The organism is Burkholderia sp. YIM B11467, from assembly GCF_052952715.1.
In genome coordinates this window covers 1,023,162-1,040,721 of the sequence record NZ_JBQVSQ010000001.1, presented here as the reverse complement: position 1 = coordinate 1,040,721, position 17,560 = coordinate 1,023,162, and the positions used below count along the sequence as shown (strand labels likewise).

14 protein-coding genes are annotated in these 17,560 nt (G+C 67.8%); 6 read left to right on the top strand and 8 right to left on the bottom strand.

The genetic code is table 11. The features are described from left to right. Positions 1–24 precede the first annotated feature (24 nt). Both ACTRWB_RS04675 and ACTRWB_RS04670 read left to right on the top strand, forming a co-directional pair. Positions 25–1,410, top strand: coding sequence for a dihydroorotase (locus ACTRWB_RS04675; RefSeq protein ID WP_446901105.1), 1,386 nt, complete (start codon positions 25–27; stop codon positions 1,408–1,410). Beyond that, positions 1,407–2,678: an allantoate amidohydrolase gene (locus tag ACTRWB_RS04670; protein WP_446901104.1), complete on the top strand. Its 1,272-nt coding sequence runs from the start codon at positions 1,407–1,409 to the stop codon at positions 2,676–2,678. Before ACTRWB_RS04675 ends, ACTRWB_RS04670 begins: the two co-directional genes overlap by 4 nt. Before the next feature lie 21 nt (positions 2,679–2,699). Here the strand turns inward: ACTRWB_RS04670 and ACTRWB_RS04665 are convergent, their stop codons facing one another. From ACTRWB_RS04665 to ACTRWB_RS04645, 5 genes are all read right to left on the bottom strand, one after another. Then, on the bottom strand, positions 2,700–3,722 hold the full coding sequence (locus tag ACTRWB_RS04665) for an AraC family transcriptional regulator (RefSeq protein WP_419688150.1): 1,023 nt from the start codon (positions 3,720–3,722) through the stop codon (positions 2,700–2,702). Positions 3,723–3,816: 94 nt separating this feature from the next. Next, positions 3,817–5,013: a porin gene (locus ACTRWB_RS04660; protein WP_419688149.1), complete on the bottom strand. Its 1,197-nt coding sequence runs from the start codon at positions 5,011–5,013 to the stop codon at positions 3,817–3,819. A 135-nt stretch (positions 5,014–5,148) separates the two neighbouring features. Further along, a complete protein-coding gene (locus ACTRWB_RS04655) occupies positions 5,149–6,333 on the bottom strand; it encodes an MFS transporter (protein ID WP_446901103.1) in 1,185 nt (394 codons plus the stop codon). After that, positions 6,330–7,724, bottom strand: coding sequence for a D-arabinono-1,4-lactone oxidase (locus tag ACTRWB_RS04650; protein WP_446901102.1), 1,395 nt, complete (start codon positions 7,722–7,724; stop codon positions 6,330–6,332). Before ACTRWB_RS04650 ends, ACTRWB_RS04655 begins: the two co-directional genes overlap by 4 nt. A gap of 65 nt (positions 7,725–7,789) precedes the next feature. Further along, entirely contained in the window at positions 7,790–9,016 is a 1,227-nt protein-coding gene (locus tag ACTRWB_RS04645; RefSeq protein WP_446901101.1) for an amino acid deaminase/aldolase, read from the bottom strand. A 429-nt stretch (positions 9,017–9,445) separates the two neighbouring features. On the opposite strand from ACTRWB_RS04645, the gene plcR reads away from it, so the two are divergent. Next, a complete protein-coding gene (plcR, locus tag ACTRWB_RS04640) occupies positions 9,446–10,159 on the top strand; it encodes a phospholipase C accessory protein PlcR (protein ID WP_446901100.1) in 714 nt (237 codons plus the stop codon). A gap of 66 nt (positions 10,160–10,225) precedes the next feature. Further along, a complete protein-coding gene (locus tag ACTRWB_RS04635) occupies positions 10,226–11,602 on the top strand; it encodes a pectin acetylesterase-family hydrolase (RefSeq protein WP_446901099.1) in 1,377 nt (458 codons plus the stop codon). A 50-nt stretch (positions 11,603–11,652) separates the two neighbouring features. Here ACTRWB_RS04635 and ACTRWB_RS04630 read toward each other — a convergent pair whose 3' ends face one another. The 3 genes from ACTRWB_RS04630 to ACTRWB_RS04620 form a co-directional block, all read right to left on the bottom strand. After that, on the bottom strand, positions 11,653–12,780 hold the full coding sequence (locus tag ACTRWB_RS04630) for a J domain-containing protein (RefSeq protein ID WP_446901412.1): 1,128 nt from the start codon (positions 12,778–12,780) through the stop codon (positions 11,653–11,655). An 89-nt stretch (positions 12,781–12,869) separates the two neighbouring features. After that, entirely contained in the window at positions 12,870–13,193 is a 324-nt protein-coding gene (locus ACTRWB_RS04625; protein ID WP_446901098.1) for a DUF4148 domain-containing protein, read from the bottom strand. A 153-nt stretch (positions 13,194–13,346) separates the two neighbouring features. Next, the gene (locus ACTRWB_RS04620; RefSeq protein WP_446901097.1) at positions 13,347–15,725 is read right to left on the bottom strand and encodes a DNA polymerase II; all 2,379 of its coding nucleotides are present in this window, start codon (positions 15,723–15,725) and stop codon (positions 13,347–13,349) included. Between the two features lie 145 nt (positions 15,726–15,870). Here ACTRWB_RS04620 and ACTRWB_RS04615 point away from each other — a divergent pair, with 145 nt between their 5' ends. Together ACTRWB_RS04615 and ACTRWB_RS04610 are read left to right on the top strand one after the other, a co-directional pair. Next, on the top strand, positions 15,871–16,368 hold the full coding sequence (locus ACTRWB_RS04615; protein WP_446901096.1) for a hypothetical protein: 498 nt from the start codon (positions 15,871–15,873) through the stop codon (positions 16,366–16,368). Between the two features lie 340 nt (positions 16,369–16,708). Next, entirely contained in the window at positions 16,709–17,527 is an 819-nt protein-coding gene (locus ACTRWB_RS04610) for an FkbM family methyltransferase (RefSeq protein ID WP_419688139.1), read from the top strand. Positions 17,528–17,560 lie beyond the last annotated feature (33 nt).

Genomic DNA, 17,560 nt, shown 5'->3' with positions numbered 1-17,560 from the left:
TGATCAAAAAAGCAGGAGGCGCAGATGAGCGAATTCGAGCAGGTGGTGCGCGGCCGGTTGGTCGACGCACGCGAGGTGGTCGACGACGGCTGGCTTGCGATCCGGGGTGGGCGGATCGCCGCGCGCGGCGCGGGCGTGCCGCCGGCGGCGCGCGACACGATCGATGCGCGCGGGCAGTGGGTGCTGCCGGGCGTCGTCGACGGGCAGGTGCATGCGGCCAGCCAGGCGAACCAGGAAGGGCTGGGCCATGCGTCGCGCGCGGCGGCCGCGGGCGGCGTGACGGTGATGGTCGACATGCCGTACGACGATCCGGAACCGGTTGCGTCGCGCGCGCAGCTCGACCGCAAGATCGCGGAGGCCGAGCGCGATTGCCACGTCGACGTCGCGCTGTACGGCACGCTCAACGCGAAGCACGGCCTCGAAGCGGCGGCCGGGCTGATCGACGGCGGCGTCTGCGCGTTCAAGTTCTCGACGTTCGAGGCGACACCCGGCCGGTTCCCGCGGGTCGAGGAGGACGTGCTGTACGACGCGTTCCGGCTGATCGCGCCGTCGGGCCTCGCGTGCGGTGTGCACAACCAGATGCAGGACCTGACGCGCAAGAACATCACGCGGATGATCGAGGCCGGCGACACGGGCTGGGACGCGTTCCTGCGCGCGCATCCGCCGCTGATCGAGAACCTCGCGACCGCACTGATCTACGAGATCGGCGCGGAGACCGGCGCCCGTGCGCACGCGGTGCACGTGTCGACGTCGCGCGGCTTCGAGCTGTGCAACATGTTCCGGCAGGGCGGCCATCGCGCGAGCATCGAGACCTGCGTGCAGTACCTGATGCTCGATCACGAAACGCATACGAAGCGCTTCGGCGCGAAGACGAAGCACTACCCGCCGATTCGCCCGCGCGCCGAGCAGGAACTGCTGTGGACGCATATCGCGCGCGGCGAGTGCACGTTCGTGTCGTCGGATCACGTGAGCTGGGGGCTCGAACGCAAGGGCGACGCCAACGTGTTCCGTAACGCGTCGGGCGGCCCGGGGCTCGAAACGCTGCTGCCGGCGTTCTGGACCGGCTGCGAGCAGCACGGTGTCGCGCCGACGCGCGTGGCCGAGCTACTGGCGACGAACCCGGCGCGGCACTTCCTGCTCGACGATCGCAAGGGGTCGCTCGACGTCGGCGCCGACGCGGATTTCGTGATCCTCACGCCCGAGCGTTACGCGTTCGATCCGTCGCACAGCCTGTCGGCCGTGCAGTGGAGCGCGTTCGAGGGCATGGAATTCACGGTGCGCATCGCCGCCACCTACTGTCGCGGCGCGCTCGTGTACGACGGCGCACGCATCGTCAATCCGGCAGGCTCGGGCCGCTTCCTGAAGCCGCACGGCAGCCGGCCGATCGCCACGCAAACGGAGCACGCATGAATCCGACGGTCTTTCCGCCCCTGAACGCCGAGCGCCTGAACGCGCGCGTCGAGCAACTCGCGCGCTTCACGCGGCCCGACGTCCCGTGGACGCGCCGCGCGTTCTCGCCGCTGTTCACCGAGGCGCGCGCGTGGCTCGCCGCGCAGTTCGCCGAAGCCGGACTCGCGGTATCGATGGACGCGGGCGGCAACCTGATCGGCCGTCGCGAAGGCAGTGGCCGCCGCACCAAGCCGCTCGTCACGGGGTCGCATTGCGACACGGTCGTCGGCGGCGGCCGCTTCGACGGCATCATCGGCGTGCTGGCCGGCATCGAGGTCGCGCATACGCTGAACGAGCAGAGGATCGTGCTCGACCATCCGTTCGAGGTGATCGACTTCCTGTCCGAGGAACCGAGCGACTACGGCATCTCGTGCGTCGGCAGCCGCGCGCTGTCGGGCGTCCTCGATGCCGGCATGCTGCGCGCGACCAACGCCGAAGGCGAAACGCTCGCCGAAGCGTTGCGACGTATCGGCGGCAACCCGGACGCGCTGCGCGAACCGCTGCGTGCGCCGGGCAGCACGGCCGCGTTCGTCGAGCTGCATATCGAGCAGGGGCCCGTGCTGGAAACGCGCGGCTTGCCGATCGGCGTCGTGACCAACATCGTCGGCATCCGGCGCGTGCTGATCACGGTGACCGGGCAGCCCGACCACGCGGGCACCACGCCGATGGATATCCGCCGCGACGCGCTCGTCGGCGCCGCGCACCTGATCGAGGCCGCGCATGCGCGTGCATCGGCGCTGTCGGGCAACCCGCACTACGTCGTGGCGACGATCGGGCGGATCGCGATGACGCCGAACGTGCCGAACGCGGTGCCGGGCCAGGTCGAGCTGATGCTGGAAGTGCGCAGCGACAGCGACGCGGTGCTCGACGCGTTCCCCGAGGCGCTGCTGGCCGGTGCGGCCGCGCGGCTCGACGCGTTGCGGTTGAGCGCGCACGCGGAGCACGTGAGCCGCGCGCGGCCGACCGACTGCCAGCCGCTCGTGATGGACGCGGTCGAGCAGGCGGCCACGCAGCTCGGTTATCCGAGCATGCGCCTGCCGAGCGGCGCGGGGCACGATGCCGTGTACGTCGCGCCGACGGGGCCGATCGGGATGATCTTCATTCCGTGCCTGGGCGGCCGCAGCCATTGCCCGGAGGAGTGGATCGAGCCGCAGCAGCTGCTCGACGGCACGCGCGTGCTGTACCAGACGCTCGTCGCGCTCGATCGTTCGCTGGCGGGCGCGGCGTAACGGCCGCCGCGCGCGGCGCCGTTACAACGGCGTGCGCTGCCCTTCGCGCGGCCCGTGCCCGGTCCAGCGCTTGAACGCGCGCCGGAAGTTGTGCGCGTCGCTGAACCCGACTTCGTGCGCGACATCCTCGATCGACAGCCGCGGGTTGCTCAGCAACGTGAACGCGCGCTTGCGGCGGATCGTGTCGATCACCGTCTGGTACGACACGCCCTGGTCGGCCAACCGCCGCCGCAGCGTGCGCTCGCTCATGCACAGCTGCGCGGCGATCGCGGCGAGCGACGGCGTATGGCGCAGGTCGCGCCGCATGATCCGTTCGATCGATTCGAGAAACTCGGTGCCCTCGGGTTCGGGCGGCAGCGCGTCCTGCAGGAATTCGAGCACCTGGCGATGCGCGAGCGGATCGTGCGTCGCGATCGCGCGATGGCCGAGCGCCGCGTCGCACGTCAGCAGGTTCTGCTCCTGCTCGAAGCGCACCGGGCACGGAAAAACGCGCGCGTACTGGTCCGCGTAAGCCGGCGGCGGGTAGCTGAGATCGATGACCTTCGGCTGGAACGCGGGGCCCGCGAGCGAGCGCCCGATCTTCATGAAGCTGCCGAACGCTTCCTCGACGAGGAACGCCTCGATGTCCGGTTCGAGGAAGACGTTGGTCGCGCGGATCGACAGCGAGCGCGCGTCCGACACCAGGTCGAAGCGCATCAGCGGCCCCGTGTGGCGCTGCAGTTCGAGGCCGACCGTGATCGCGTCCTTCAGCGTGGGACTCGTCAGCATCGCGTAACCGACCAGCCCGATCGATGCGATCGTCTCGCTCGTGCCGAGTTCGAGGCCGAGCGCCCGCCCCGGCGCCATCTCGAGCGCGCGCCGGATCATCGTGCTCGCCTGACGCAACGAAATCCGGCACGACGGATTCGACAGGTCGGCGACGTCGAAGCCGAGCCCGAGGCACAGCCGCACGGGATCGATGCCCAGTTCCTTGCTTGTCTCCGCGAGGCACCGCAGTAAATGGACCGGCAGATTCGCCGTCGTATAACGGGCGGTATCGTCCATGGATGCTCCGTGTTTTTTTCCACGGATTGTACTCGTCCCGCCCGGCCGGGGTGCCGCCCCGGCCGTTATCGGCCACATGCCATACGACCCCGCTTCAGAAGTAGTGGCGCAGCCCGACCGTCGCGCCGAGCTGCGTGGTGCTGGTGCTCGGCGATTGCCCGTTCACGCCGACGAGCTGTGCGCCGATCAGCCCGCCGCGGTAGATCGCGTAGTCGACTTCCGCGTAAAGCATGCTGCGCTTCGACAGGTTGTAGCCGGCGATCACCTGAAACTGGCGCGCGCGGCCGTCGAAGTCCGACGTATAGCCGGACTGCGTGGTCCACCACGCGTTGACGGCCGCCGTGAACGCCGGCGTGAAGCGGTACGTGAGCCCCGCGAGCGCCATCTTGCGGCGGCGGAAGCCGCCGGGCACCGTCGGGTCGACCACCTGCGCGGGCGAGATGATGCCGAGCCCCGCGAGGTCGGTCGGGCTGAACGGGCCGTTCTCGAACGACGTGAAGTCGTTGTCGCGCGCGTTCTCGATATAACCGGCGTTGACGGTCGCGTTGCCGAGCGTCACCGAGCCGCCGCCGCCATAGACGTCGAACTTCCCGTGCGTGACGTCGTCCCAGCTGCGCATGAACGATGCGCCGACCGTGAACGGCCCCTTGTCCGGCGCGTATGCGACAGCCCCGCCGAGCTGGCTGCCGAGCACGCCACCGCCCGCATGGCCGCCCGGCGCGTACTGCGCGAGCAGGTACAGGCTGCCGAGCTGCGCGCCGTACTGGATCATGTTGCTGGTGCGCGCGGCCGCGAGCATCGTCTGTTCGGGCTTGAACAGGTTGAAGTACGGGTCCTGCGGGCCGGCCCACAGGTTCGAGCCGTAGGTCAGCGATACCATCTCGAACGGCACGTTGTACTGACGGCCGAGCGAGAGCTGGCCGAGCGACGTCGACGTCAGCCCCACGTACGCGACCTGGAAGAAGTTCGGCGAGCCGGCCGGCACGATGCTGCCGCTGTTCGGGCCGAAGTGGCTCTCGATGTTGAACTGCGCGGACAGCCCGCCGCCCAGGTCTTCGTTGCCTTTGAGGCCCCAGTAGCTTTCGGTCAGGCCGCCGCCGTCGGCCATCGAGATCTTGCGGCCGGTCGATACCGGCGTGCCGTCGGCGCCGTAGGACACGCCATGCGTTTCGTAGCGGATGCCCGCGTCGATCACGCCGTAGAGCGTCACGTTGCTTTGCGCGTGCGCGCCGGTACCGGCCAGGACCATCATCGCGCAGCATGCCACGCGAACGCTATCGGGACGATTCATTCGGGACTCCGGATGGAACAGGGGGCGGGCGGCATTGCACCGCCGGAAACGACTGTAGAAAGCCAAATTTTTGCGGGCCAAGGCCGCGGCGGCCAATCTCGTGGTGCGTCGCGGCCAGCGCATGACGCAGTGCGGTCAGGGCGACGCGCGGGCCACGGTGCCGGGCGCCGCGCGGCGCAGCGCGAGCCGCACGAACGGCGCCGCGGCCAGCACGGCCACGCACAGCACGTGCGCGACGTGGGTGCCGCCGAAGCGGTCGAGCAGCGCGCCGGACAGCGCGGTGCCGATGCCGGCCGCGAAGAACGTGACGACGAGCGTGCGCGCCACCAGCGAGCCGTCCGGGTCGACGTCGGACAGCATCCCGGTGAGGAACGGCACGATCACGAAGAACGCGCTGTTCAGCACGAACTGGCTCAGGAAGTACGCATGGCCGCCGCGCGCGCCGAAGAACCATTCGATCGACGCGATCATCGCGAGCTGCGCGGCCCAGATCAGCGCGAGGCGGTGCTTGTGGCTGGCCGGGTGCGACGGAATCGCCGCGCCGACGAAGCCGAGCAGCGACGATACCGACAGCAGCACGCCGATCGTCGTCGGCGACAACCCGGCCCGCTCGCCGACGAAGCCGGCGATCGCCCACTGCGACGCCTGCACGCCGTAGACGAGCGCGGTCACGACCCAGATCGCAATGACCGGCCGCCACGGCAGCGCATGGCCGCGCGAGCGGGCCTGCGACTGCGCGCTCGCGAACGCATCGATGCCGCGGATCGCGGGCGCCAGCACGGCGACGACGGCCGCCAGCAGCGCGAACACCCAGCGCCCGAGCCACGCGGCCGGCAGCGCGGAGATCAGCACGAGGATGCCGCCGTTGATGCCGCCCGCGAGCAGGTTGATTTGCCCCCACAGGCGGTCGGTCGACGCACGCTGCGACACGCCGGATGCGACGACCACGAACAGCATCCCTTCGAACAGCCCTGTCATCCCGCGCGCGGCGGCTGCCGACACGAGGCCGGGCGCGATCGCGCTGAGCACCTGGCCCGCGATCGTGCCGGCCACGCCGGCCAGCGTGAACGGCCGCGCGGCGCGTGCGATCCGGTGCGACAGCAGCGCGCAGCTGATCGCGATGCCGAGGATCTCGGCGCTGACGAGCGCGGTCGCGGTGCCTTCGTCGAGCCGGAAGCGCGTCATCACGGCCGCGACGAGGAACGGCGACAGGATCAGGCCGTTGGTGGCCGCCGCGAACGCGAGCGCGAGGCGGACGACGGCGCCGGTCGACGGATCGGGGCGCGACTGCGCGGTCATGCGCAGGGTGGCTGTGGTCATGAGGCCTCCTGGTTGGATCGCGGCCGATCTTGCTCGACGCGGGCCGTTTCGGGCATCGGGTGTGTCCCTCGGCCGGCCGGCGCGGCGGCGGCGGTTGCGCGCTGCCGCAGGCCGAACAGCGTGCGCAGGTACGGCGTCAGGAAGCGGCCGTGCGGGTCCATCCGTTCACGCAGCGCGAGGAAATCGTCCCAATGCGGGTAGCACGCCGCGAGCTCGGCGGCTTTCAGCGCATGTACCTTGCCCCAGTGCGGCCGCCCGCCGTGATTGCGGCAGATCGCCTGCACGCCCGAGAAGTACGCGTCGAACGGCATCCCGCGATACTGGTGCACCGAGATGCGCACGCTGTCGCGCCCGTAGTCGGGGCTCAGCCAGATGTCGTCGCCGCGCACCCAGCGGTATTCGATCGGGAACATCAGTGGGAAGCTGCGGCGCGCGATGAACGCGCGGATTTCCCGCAGCGCATCGGCGCCGCGCTCGGCCGGCACCGACCATTCCATTTCGTTGAAGCGCACGCGGCGCACCGTCGACAGCATCGCGTAACTCGCATCCACGTGCCGGCCGGCCGACACGGTCGACGCACACAGCCGGCTCAGCGACGGGCACAGCGACGGCACGCGCTTGCCGAGCCCGCACAGCGCGCCGAAGACGGTGTTCTCGAGGAACGACTCGGATGCGCGGCTTGCCCAGTGCACGGCGTCGGCCGGCTCGTCGGTCATGTCCCATGCCTTGGTCAGCACGGTGTCCGTATGCGGGAACCAGTAGAACTCGAACGAGCGGTGTTTCGCGATCAGCGTGTCCGTTTGCGCGAGGCAGTCGTCGAGCCGCATGCCGCCGCGTTCGAGGCGCAGCCGGAACGCGGGCACGAGGCGCAGGCCGATCTCGGTCAGCACGCCGAGCGCGCCGAGCCCGATCCGGCCGCCCGCGAACAGCTCGGGATGCGTGTCGGCCGTTGCGCGGATCTCGCTGCCGTCCGCGCACATGAACGTCAGGCTGTCGATCTGCGTCGACAGGTTGCCGAGCGTGATGCCGGTGCCGTGCGTGCCGGTGCTGGTCGCGCCGGCGATCGACTGCACGTTGATGTCGCCGAGGTTCTCCATCGCAAGGCCGTGCGCGGCGAGCGCGGGGCCCAGCGCCCACAGCCGCGTGCCGGCATGTACGCGCGCGACGCGCCGGTCGCGGTCGACGTCGATCACGCCCTGCATCGCGTCGAGCGACAGGATCACGTCGTCGGTCTGCACGAGCGGCGAGAACGAATGACCGGCACCGGCCGCGCGCACGGTGGCGCCGGCAGCCGCGGCGTCGCGCAGCACGGCCGCGAGCCCGGCGCGCGACGCAGGCGTCGATACGGTTGCATCAGGACTGCAGACATATCCCGACCAGTTGCGCCACATGGCGTTGTCTCCGTGGTTGTCGTTCGAATGGGTCGAAAGGTTTGAATGACGGGTCGTGCGGCCCGCTAGAAAAAGCTCTTGCCTTCGCCGCGATAGGTGGGCGCCTCGCCGACCACACGGCCGCCGCGGATCAGCAGCAGCGTGTTGAAGCGCTCGCACAGTTCGCCGGCCTTCGCGTGGCGGAACAGGATCGGCTCGCCGATCGCCGGCGCGACACCGTGCGGCACGCGCACGGGCGTCTGCACCTCGCCCGCGCCCTCGTTGCCGATCAGCGTGCAGCCGGCCGGCAGCCACGGCCGCGGCAGGCGGCTCTTGCCGGCCGGGCCGGATGCGATATACCCGCCGCCCGAGCAGGTCACGATGCCCGCCTGCGGCATCCGCACGACCGGCAGCGCGAAGCCGGCGGCCGGTTGCGCATGGAACGCCGCGTAGTGATCGAACAGCGCCGGCGCGTAGAGGCCGGAGCCGGCCGCGAGCTCGGTGACCGACGCGTCGCCGAGCGTGCTCTCGAAGCTGCCGGTGCCGCCGCCGTTCACGAAGCGCAGCGTGTGGCCGGCGGCCGCGAGCGCCTGCACGGCCGCGTGGCGGCGCGCGTTGATCTCGCGCGCCGAACGGCGCTTCAGGTAGCGCACCAGCGCGTTGCGCATGCCGCCGCCCGGCTCGGTATCTGCGACGCCGGCGATCTGTCCTTCGTAGCCCATCAATCCGTCGAGCCGGACGTGTTGCCGCTGGCCGATGCGGTTCGCGAGCGCGAGTGCGCTTGCGGCGTCGCGCACCGGCGAGCGGTACATGCCGAAGTACAGGCCCGGGTATGCCGACGACATGTCGAGATCGATCGCGAGCGGGATCGTCACGCGTTCCTCGTGTGCAATCCGGTCGATTGCGTCGACCTGCGCGTTGTCGTCGACCATCAGCGTGATCGAGCGGCCCTGCCTGAGTTGCGCGGCCACCGCGCGCAGGTCGTCGGGCTCGACGGTCGGATACGCGACGACGATGTCGTCGAAGCCGCCGTCCGCTAGCCACGCGGCTTCCGCGGCCGAATAGCACAGCAGCCCCTGCATGAACGGGCCGGCGGCCAGCACCGCGCCGATTACTTCACGCGAGCGCACCGACTTCGTCGCGAGCCGGATCGGTAAGCCGCGTGCACGGCGCTTCAGGTCGGCGAGGTTCGCGTCGAGGCAATCGAGATCGACGAACGCGGCGGGGAGCCGGTGGCCCGCGAGCGCGTTGCGATAGGTGGGATAGTCGTGGACGGCGGCGGGTGCGCGATGCGGGAGGTCTGCACGGCTCATTGAACGGGCTCGGCTGGTTCAGGGGGCGGCGCGCCGACCGTTCGGCGCGTGTTGGAAATCAGCATAGGGCTGGCCAAAATGCCGACCAAGCGCTCAGCGGGTCGTTCGACGGGTCCGATCCGGCCATCCGTATCGGCCACGCGGAGGCGCGGCCGACGTGTGCCGCGCGGCTGGACCGCGGCTTGCTTGGTGTCGCGACGCGCGCGGTACGTGTCGGCCCGAAGCGCCGCCGGACGGGCGTGGCGCGCGAGGTTGCGCGTTCGCGTGAGCGGCCACGAAAAGCGTTTCAAACGTTTTTCCAGCTAAGTCCGTTGCACGCGGGTTTAGTGCCTGCGTTCTAGCGCCGCTTTTGACTGCGTGCCGGATTCGACCTAGAACCTACTCGCGGATGCACCGGCGAAGAACGGCATGACGTGACGAGGAGGCGACGTGAAGAAGAACAGGGCACTCTGGCGGCGTACGGGCGCGATCGTGGCGATCGGCGTGGCGGCCGTCGCGATCTGGCGATACGAAGCGGCGACACCGGCCGAGGCTGCGTCATCCGGCGCACCGGGCACGACGGCGAGCGTGCAGTCCGTCGCGGCCGATGCATTCGGCACCGGGGCCGCGACACCGGGGCCCGAAGAACGGCGGCTCGACGTCGACGCGCTGCGCCGCAGCCTTGCGAGCCGGCCCGACGCGGACGCCGAAGTGAAGCGCATCGTCGCGTTCGCGCGGTTCCGCGACGAAGTTGCCGCCTACGGCGATCGCCGCAACAGCCTGCCGCAAGCCGAGCGCGCCGCGCTCGCGCACCGGATTCTCGACGAGCTGCCCGACCATGTCGCGCGCAACGAGATCGTGCCCGTGCAGGCCGAAGCGCTCAGCGCGGCGCTGCTGACGGATACCGAAGCCGATCCCGCGACACGCGGCGCGGCGCTCCGTTCGATGCGCGCGCAATGGGATGCGTATGCGCAGCAGACGGTCGGCCCGTCGCCGGCGCAGGACCCGCGTTATCTCGCATACGAACAGCAGAGCCGCGATGTCGTCCGGCAGGTTCAGGCGAGCATTCCCGATCCCGACCAGCAACAGACCGTCATCGCGCAGCGCCTGCAGGCGCTGCGTGTCCAGCTGTTCGACGGCGCTTCACCGTCCGGCGCGCACTGAGCGCCGAATCCGCGACGCCGGGACCCTGCCCGGCGGCCGCGTCATGTCCATCGACAAGGAGGGGAGATGTCATCAGCACGATGCCTGCTGCGCGCCGCCGTTGCGACGCTGCTCGGTTGCGCGGCACTGAACGGCCACGCGGCCGATACGACGATGCCGGATCCGTCGATTCCGTATTATTCGTGGTACGAAGTGACGTTGCCGGAAAGCAGCGGCGCGTCATGCGGCAACGGCACGCCGATGCGCTTCTACGTCAATCGCGCGCAGTCGGACAACCTGCTGTACATGATGGAGCCGGGCGGCGCGTGTTGGGACTACGGCACCTGCACGCAGACGTCCACCGGTGCCGAGGCCGGCCTCGGCGGCTTCAACCCGGACGGCATCCCGCACAACTACATGAACGGCACCGCGAACGAGAGCCTGCTGTCGTCGTTCCTGTCGCCGCTGCTGACGCGCATGGATCTCGCGCATATCCTCGTCGGCGAACCGAAGGTCGAGACGCAGCAGTGGACACAGGTTTTCGTGCCCTATTGCACCGGAGATATCCACATGGGCAGCGCGGTGCGCAACTACACGTCGCCGACCGGCGACTGGCGCCTGCAGCACTACAGCGGGCTGAAGAACATCCAGGCCGTCGCGCAGTGGCTCGTGTCGCACGGGCTGGGCAAGCCGAACCGGCTGCTCGTGTACGGGATGAGCGCGGGCGGCTACGGCACGCTCGCGAACTACGCGACGCTGCGCAACACGCTGCAGCCGCAGGCGCACAGCGCGCTGCTCGACGATGCCGGCACGGTATTCAATACGCCGTTCGATGCGGATGCGGCCGCGCATCCGTCGGTCGGCCTGTACGACAAGGTGCGCACCGAGTGGGGGATGACGGGGCCCGACGGGATGATCACCGTGAACAGCCGGCTGACCAGCCACTTCGATCCCGGCAACATGGGGAGCGCGTACGCGGCGCTGTCGGCGACTTATCCGCATGACCGTTTCGGCTTTTCGAGCTACCAGCGCGACAAGATCATCGCCGCGTATCACTATCGTGCGTTCGTGCCGGCCGTGATCGCGGCGCCGGATGACGCGACGAAGGATTCGCTGTCGCTCGCGATGTTCGCGCAGGAACTGGACGGGCTGAAGCAGACGCTGAACCCGCTGCCGAACTTTGGTTATTTCATGCCGTGGGCGCGCAACGACTTTATCGACAACCACCAGGTGACGGCGGTCAGCTTCACCGGGTCGGGGATCCACGAGAACGGCATTGACGCGGACATCGGCACGTTCGTCGACAACCTGCTGAACCAGCAGGACCCGGCCGATACGCCGGTGATGAAGGCGTTCCGCACGCAGCAGTGGTCGGATTTCACGTTCTCGACGTTTCTCGCGTGGATCGACAGCGTGCTCAACCTGACCGGCGAAGCGGGGCCGATTTCGGGGCACAAGGCGTAAGGCGGATCGTTTGAAGGGGCGGCGGCGCAGCGTGCCGCCGTTCCGCGCGCTTAGAACGAATCGTCGTCGAAGCGGGACGATGCGTGCCGGCGCTTCATGTTCTTCAGCCAGTCCCTGACCTTTTCCGGATCGTCGAACTCGCGCAGCGCGATGCTCAGGTCGTGGTTGCTGCGCTGCATGCCTGCAATGTCGCGCGTGAGCATGCGGACGACGGTATCGGGCGCCACCTTGACGGTCGGCGCGATGCCGTAGGTTCGCCGGAAATCGGCCTCCACGTGCTGGATCTCCTGATCCAGCTCGCGGATCTGTTCCTCCAGGATGCCGTTGTAGCGCGTCAACCGGTCTTCACCGAGGCCGTTGATCGCGCGCCGGTCGATCTGTTCGATCTCCAGCTGCAGTTCCAGCAGCTGCAGGAGATTGCCTTTCGCATAAGCGTGGTTGACCCGCTGCATCAGCACGGTCTTGCGTTCCTGTTCGCGAGGATCGGATTCGCGATCGGGGTGCAGCGCGCTGGCCAGCTTGCGATAGACCTCGCGGATCGACTTGCTCGATTCGGCCTGCTCGGCTTCGCGTTTGGCCTGCGCGGCCGATTGCTTGGGCGATTTCTTGCGCTTGGCGCGCTGTGCTTCGCGGGCCTCGTGCTGGGCCATGTCCCGCTTGAACTGTTCGTCCAGTTCGACTTGCATGCGCTCGGCGAGTTCGTCGGGCGATAGCGCGTCGAGATCGTCTGCCGGTTCAGCGGCGGGTGTCGGCGCCGGTGCCGGCTTCGTCGGCTGGCGATCGACAGCGGTGGTGCGGTCATCGCCAGATGCGCTGTGCCGGTTGTAGATGACTTTCAACTGCGCGTCGTCGCTGACGTCGAGCAGGTTGCGCGCCATATCGACGATCAGCTCGGACAGGGTGCGTTGTTCTGCCTTGCTCAACCCTTTCTGCAGGAAAGCGTCGTCGAGCCGATGGAGCATGCCGATCCGCAACGCCGTCGACGCCTGTTCGAGCGGCAACAGCCCGTCGACGAATTTTTTCTGGAAGACCGGCAAAACGGCGTCCCATGCACCGAGACGTTCGCGCCGTTGTTCGATCTGCTTGACGAGCGTATTGAACGTCTTCTGGGCTTTCGACAGGCTGGCTGTCTCGTGGTGGGGCGCGATGGCGACCGCGGCTCCGCGACGTGCGGTCATGATAGGGGTTCTCCGGCCGCGGCAGGATGCGCGGCAGGCCGGTATTTTAGCCGGAACGGCATTCTCCCCCCGCAACGACCGGCAACGCGTTACGGCTTCGCCGCCGCAGCTACCGGCGCGCCCGAATCCATGCCCGGTGCGCCGTTCGACCCGTACGCCGCTTCGGCGCTCTTGCGTTCGGCGAGGCGCTTGGCTGCCAGGCGTTCCTGCGCGGCGACGATGTCGCCCGGATAGTTGTCGCCGTTGCCGGCGACCGGCTCGTAGCCGACCGATTCGAGGTCGAACAGCTCCTGACGTACTTGTGCGCGCGTGAGCGTCGAGTGCGACGACTGCGCGTAAGACGCGGCCGGTGCGGCGAGAAGGGCGGTGGCGGTAGCGGCAACAGTGGCGATGGTGACGATGATGGATTTCACGGTTTCCTCAGACGTTTTCGTTGCGGTTCGGCGCGAATTCGCCTGGCTGAACCGACGAGACAAGTTTAGGAACCCGGACCGGCCGGATAAATGGCGATTCGTGGCGAGCTGTTTTCCAGAATGATCAAGAGTGACGGACACGCCAGCGTGCCGTCAGTCGCCGAACAGCTGCCCCTGCCCGGAGATGACGCGTTCGAAATCGTCGCGCAGGAACGGCAGGATCGCATCGGCGACCGGCTGAAGCTGGCGGCTCAGGTAGAACCCGTAGTCGATCGGCGAGCGCATCGTCTCGAGCGGCTCGGGGCCGGCCGTCGTCATCACGTAGCTGATCCAGCCGCCGCGCTGATACTGCTGCGGCCGGCCCTGCGCGTGGTTGAACTCGTCGGCGATCCGCGCCGCGCGCACGTGCGGCGGCACGTTGCGCTCGTACTCGCGCAGCGGCCGGCGCACGCGCTTGCGGTAGACGAGCTGGTCGTCGAATTCGCCGGCCAGCGTGCGCTGCACGTAGTCGCGGATGAAATCCTGGTACGGCTCGCGCCTGAACACGCGCCGGTACAGCTCGCGCTGAAACTGCTGCGCGAGCGGCGTCCAGTCGGTACGCACCGTTTCGAGCCCCTTGAAGACGAGGTCTTCGCCGCCGTCGGCCGCCGCCGCGAGGCCCGCGTAGCGCTTCTTGCTCCCTTCTTCCGCGCCGCGCACGGTCGGCATCAGGAACCGTCGGTAGTGCCGCTCGTACTGCAGCTCCAGCGCGCTTTCGAGTCCGAACTGATCGCGCAGGTGCGCCTGCCACCAGCGGTTCACGTGCTCGACGACCGCGCGGCCCTTGCGTTCGGCTTCGTCGTCGTCGTGCGCTTGACCGAGCCACACGAACGTCGAATCGGTATCGCCGTAAATCACTTCGTAACCCTGAGCTTCGATCAGCTCGCGTGTGCGGTGCATGATCTCGTGGCCGCGCATCGTGATCGACGATGCGAGGCGCGGGTCGAAGAACCGGCAGCCCGTCGAGCCGAGCACGCCGTAAAACGAATTCATGATGATCTTCAGCGCCTGCGACAGCGGCGCGTTGCGCTGCCGCTTCGCGTCGTCGCGGCCTTCCCACACGCGGCGCACGATATCGGGCAGGCAATGCGCGGCGCGCGAGAAACGCGCGCCGAGAAAGCCGGGCACCGACGCGGCGTCGCCGGGGTTCGCGAGCCCTTCGATCAAGCCGACCGGATCGATCAGGAACGTGCGGATGATCGACGGATAGAGGCTCTTGTAGTCGAACACGAGCACCGAGTCGTAGAGCCCCGGGCGCGAATCCATCACGAAGCCGCCGGGGCTGTTCTGTCCCGTCACGTCGCCGAGGTTCGGCGCGACATAACCGAGCCGGTGCATGCGCGGCAGGTACAGGTGCGTGAACGCCGCGACCGACCCGCCGGTGCGATCGGCCGCGAGCCCCGTCACGCTCGCGCGTTCGAGCGCGAAGGACAGCAGGTCGGCCTTGTCGAAGATCCGCGTGACGAGCTCGCAGTCCTTCAGGTTGTAGTGCGCGAGCGCGGGCTTGTCGTGATCGAAGCGGCGCTGGATCTCGTCCATCCGCTGGTACGGGTTGTCGATCGACTTGCCTTCGCCGAGCAGCGACTGCGACACGTACTCGAGGCTGAACGACGGGAACGTCCACGTCGCGGATTTCAGCATGTCGATGCCGTCGAGGATCAGCCGGCCGGCCGCACCCGCGAAGAAGTGGTCGGGCTGCTGACCGTGCGCGCGCCAGTCGAGCACGCTGCCGCCGCGCCCGAGCTTCAGCGGCACGCCGTATTGCTCCGCGTGCGCGTGCAGGATGCGCAGGTCGAACTGCACGAGATTCCAGCCGATCACCGCATCGGGATCGTGTTCGTCGAACCAGTCGTTGAGCCGCGCGAGCATCGCGGGCCGGCTGTCGCAGTAGTCGAGGCGGAAGTCGATGGCGCTGGTATCGGCATCGCCGTTCGGCGGCCCGAGCATGTAGACCTGCCGTTGCCCGCAGCCTTCGAGCGCGATCGAATACAGCTCGCCGTGGACGCTGGTTTCGATGTCGAGCGACACGCAGCGCAGCGCGGGGCGATAGCCGGTCGCGGTTTTCAGTTCGGCGGCGCTCAGCGTGCCGTCGCTGCCGGGCTGGCCGCGAAACTGCACGCATGCGGTGATGAAGCGCTCCATCGCGTAGCGGTCGGGCGGCTGCACGTCGGCTTCGTACACGTCGACGCCGGCCGCGGCGAGGCGCTTCTGGAGCCCGGACAGATGGCGGTAGCGCCGGCAATAGAGGCCGACGACCGGGCGCTGCCGGAAGTCGCGCAGCGCGAGCGGGCGCAACTCGGCATCGCGCTCGCCGGCCAGCGTGCGTTCGGCGAGCGCCTGCTGTTCGGCCGGAATGAACGCGACGGCTTCCTGCGGGCGCAACCGCACGCGGCGCGGACCGTGTTCGGTTGCCAGCCAGAACTCGATCTCGATGCCGGTCGCGATGTCCCGCCAGTGGCGGGTGAGGATGAAACCCTGCTCGAACTCCGTCAAAACGCTTGCTCGTCGTGGATGCCCAGGCGGCGGATTTTAGCGCTTGGGCGGGGGCTGTGCCGGGATGGGGTGCGGGATGGCGTCGCGGTATCCTGGCCAATGATCGTAAGATTCGAAATCGATTCAACCCATCAAGCCCCGTTTAATGAAAATCACGATCGATCGTTTCACACGCGTTGCCGTTCACGCCGTTGTCGCCGCCTGTCTGTGTGGAAACGGGAATGCGATATTCGCATCTCCGAAGATAAAGGTATTGCCTGCCGCCACGGAAGCCAATTGGATACAGACGGTCAAACGGCATCGGACAAAAGATGGCGCGACGGTTTCCGAAGTTCTGGCCTATGCGGAAAAAATGCGGCCGCGCGTCTTCAAAGCCGGACGATTCGAAGTCGGTTACAACGGCGCGACCGGGGTTGCCAGTTCAGTTTCCATTGGCTACTGGATCGGAACGAAGCGCGCGCCGGACGATGCATTCGTCGATCTCGGCTATTCGATGTCGCCCGATGGTCGCGTGATGCCCGTACCGCCCGAAGAGGAAACGGCAACGGCATTGGAAAACGGACGCGAGGCGTTCCTGCGTGCTGTCGACGAAGCCTATCGAGACACATGCCTGTCCGATCCCGATCATCCCCCGGCATGCTGACAGACACTATTGGCGTCTCCGCACGACTTGAGCCGTCGATGCGCGTCGGGTAATGCACCACATCGTGCGCGCGCCGTGTCGTCAGGCTGCCGCAACCCGCATGTCGCGGCAGGAAGCGGGTTCGGGCGAATGACTCGCATCCGGCGCATACGCGAAGGCGTGCATCGATGACCTCGGATGCCGGATCGCCAACGGTGCGTCAAATGATCGGGCGTGGCAATGTGTTGTAATAAAGGGTAATGGAATGTAATTGAAAGTAGTATGAAGCCTGCCCGGTGCACGAGTACGATAGGCGCCGGAGCGGACGGCACATATGCCCCCATTAACAAAAGAGAGCGTAATGTCGACGAGGGAGATGCTTTATACGGAAATCGAAGGCAGCATCCGCGACAGCGGAAAAGTCACTTTCGAAATCGGCGCGATACCCATCACGTTCGATTTGTCTCACCGGCACGAAAGGTACTACGCGGCTTCGCTGATCCTGGATATTCGATATCCGCAAGGTGATATAGACCGGGCGCTGTTCCGCCGATTCGTCAGCGCGGGCGATCAGGTGCTCGATGCCGGCGCGAATATCGGCGTGACGGCACTCGAACTGCTCGAGGTTGGCGCGCGTCGCGTCATCGCCGCCGAGCCGATTCCCGAGCTCCATGCCAGGCTCGCGGCGTTGGCGACGGACCGTATCGTGCCCGTGGATCGTGCTATCTCCTCCGATGCGGGGCACGCGACCATGACCGTTTCGCTGGCTCACAATCAAGGATCGAGCCTGAAGGACGAAGTGCTTGCGCTGTTTCCGTATATTTTCGGTGACACGCACCGCAGGATTTCCGTGCAGACCACGACCATCGATGCGCTGCAGCGCGAGCATGGCGCGTTCGACATCTGGAAACTGGATATCGAGGGCGCGGAAGTCGATGCGCTATCGGGCGGCATGGAAACGCTGGGGCGCTGTCCGCCGCGAACCATCATCGCCGAGCTTTTCGGCGATCTGCGTCATGAATTCCGGAACCGGTTGAGCGGCACGCACCCGTACGGCTATCGCGCATTTTTGCGCAAGCACGACTACGCACTGGAGTTCGCGGACGTCGACGCCGAACCGGGCGAGACGCATCACCACACCAGTCCGATGTTTGTGTTTTCTCGCGAGCCGGTCGCTTGACGCGGCCTGTCTCCGTCATCGACGCACGTACAA

Bases quoted from the DNA above. Each gene is read 5' to 3' on its own strand.
- ACTRWB_RS04675 (WP_446901105.1), top strand. From the start codon at position 25: ATGAGCGAATTCGAGCAGGTGGTGCGCGGCCGGTTGGTCGACGCACGC.
- ACTRWB_RS04670 (WP_446901104.1), top strand. From the start codon at position 1,407: ATGAATCCGACGGTCTTTCCGCCCCTGAACGCCGAGCGCCTGAACGCG.
- ACTRWB_RS04665 (WP_419688150.1), bottom strand. From the start codon at position 3,722: ATGGACGATACCGCCCGTTATACGACGGCGAATCTGCCGGTCCATTTA.
- ACTRWB_RS04660 (WP_419688149.1), bottom strand. From the start codon at position 5,013: ATGAATCGTCCCGATAGCGTTCGCGTGGCATGCTGCGCGATGATGGTC.
- ACTRWB_RS04655 (WP_446901103.1), bottom strand. From the start codon at position 6,333: ATGACCACAGCCACCCTGCGCATGACCGCGCAGTCGCGCCCCGATCCG.
- ACTRWB_RS04650 (WP_446901102.1), bottom strand. From the start codon at position 7,724: ATGTGGCGCAACTGGTCGGGATATGTCTGCAGTCCTGATGCAACCGTA.
- ACTRWB_RS04645 (WP_446901101.1), bottom strand. From the start codon at position 9,016: ATGAGCCGTGCAGACCTCCCGCATCGCGCACCCGCCGCCGTCCACGAC.
- ACTRWB_RS04635 (WP_446901099.1), top strand. From the start codon at position 10,226: ATGTCATCAGCACGATGCCTGCTGCGCGCCGCCGTTGCGACGCTGCTC.
- ACTRWB_RS04630 (WP_446901412.1), bottom strand. From the start codon at position 12,780: ATGACCGCACGTCGCGGAGCCGCGGTCGCCATCGCGCCCCACCACGAG.
- ACTRWB_RS04615 (WP_446901096.1), top strand. From the start codon at position 15,871: ATGAAAATCACGATCGATCGTTTCACACGCGTTGCCGTTCACGCCGTT.
- ACTRWB_RS04610 (WP_419688139.1), top strand. From the start codon at position 16,709: ATGTCGACGAGGGAGATGCTTTATACGGAAATCGAAGGCAGCATCCGC.